This is a genomic window from Variovorax sp. J22R115 (assembly GCF_030317005.1).
Classification (GTDB): Bacteria; Pseudomonadota; Gammaproteobacteria; order Burkholderiales; family Burkholderiaceae_C; genus Variovorax.
In genome coordinates, this window is the sequence record NZ_JASZYM010000058.1 from 1 (window position 1) to 1,270 (window position 1,270).

1 protein-coding gene and 1 pseudogene are annotated in these 1,270 nt (G+C 63.9%); both read right to left on the minus strand.

Features of this window, described 5'->3' with window-relative positions; genetic code table 11:
• Positions 1 to 915, minus strand: a 915-nt coding sequence (locus tag QTI04_RS34165; RefSeq protein ID WP_286619636.1) for an MCP four helix bundle domain-containing protein, incomplete at its 3' end; no start/stop codon positions are given.
• A 33-nt stretch (positions 916 to 948) separates the two neighbouring features.
• A pseudogene (locus QTI04_RS34170) lies at positions 949 to 1,270 on the minus strand (methyl-accepting chemotaxis protein); the annotation flags it as partial.

Sequence of the window (1,270 nt, forward strand, 5' to 3'; positions counted from 1 at the left end):
CGAGGCCGCCGTCTGCTCCAGCGAGCTCGCCTGTTCTTCGGTGCGCGAGGACAAGTCCTGGTTGCCCGTCGCGATCTGGCTCGACGCCGTCGCGATCGTGTCCGTGCCCGTTCGCACTTCGCCCACGATCTTCACCAGGCTGTCGTTCATCTCCTTCAGTGCGTGCATCAGTTGGCCCGTCTCGTCCCTGGAACGAACCTCGATGCGCGAGGAGATGTCGCCCGCTGCCACCGTCTCGGCCACCTTGACCGCTGCTGCGATGGGGCGGGTGATCGAACCCGTGGTGAACCATGCAATGGCCGCGCCCATGAGGAGCGCCACAACACCGAGGCCGACCATGAGATTGCGTGCCTGGCTGTATTCGGCGTTCGCATGATCCCTGGCCTTTTCGGAGAGCCGGGTCTCGTGCTGCACCAGATCGTTCAGTGCCGCCAGGATGGCTTGCACCGACGGGGTGAACTTATTCATCAGGAGCTCGGTCGCTTCATCGGTCTTGTTCTGCAACGCGAGTTCGAGCAGCCTGGCGTTCATGGGCGCCGCGACGGACAGCGTGTCTTCGACCTTGGCCAGGAGTGCCTTGCCGTCGGAGCTGACGATCAGCTTGCCCAGCTGCGTCCTGGCTTCGGTGTATCGCTCGCGGGCCGCGGTGATCTTCTTCATTTCCTCGCGCATGGCCGCTTCGTCGGTCAGCAGCACCAGATGGGTGGCGAGGTTCGTCATGTCACGGATGGAGTCCAGCATCTTGTTCGCCGTGGCGACCTTGACGTTGTTGCTGCTCACGATGCCGTTGAGATACGCCTGGATGCTCGACATGGAATTTAGGCCCAGGCCCATGATGAAGGCCAGGAACAGGAGCACTGCGGCAAAGCCCAGTGCCAGGCGGGTGCCGATCTTGAGGTTGGAAAGGGAGGTCATGATGGTTGCGACGATGTCTTCTCTGAATACGGTCTAGAACTCGGTCCAGTCGCCGGCGCTGGCTGTGGCTGCCTTGGGCGCGGGCACTTCTTTCGGTCGAGGTTTCGTGGCGGCTGTCGTCGCGCCGGTCTTCGGCGCGGCAACAGCGACCGGCGCCGGACGCACGGGAACCTGCACCGGGCCTGCCCCGTCGTCGGCATCGAGCTTGAAGGTGCTGACGATCTGCAACAGGCCGCCGGCCTGCTCCTGCAGCGATGCGGCGGCAGCGGCGGCTTCTTCCACCAGTGCCGCGTTCTGCTGCGTGACCTGGTCCATCTGCGTGATCGCCTGGTTGATCTGCTCGATGCCCGAGGTC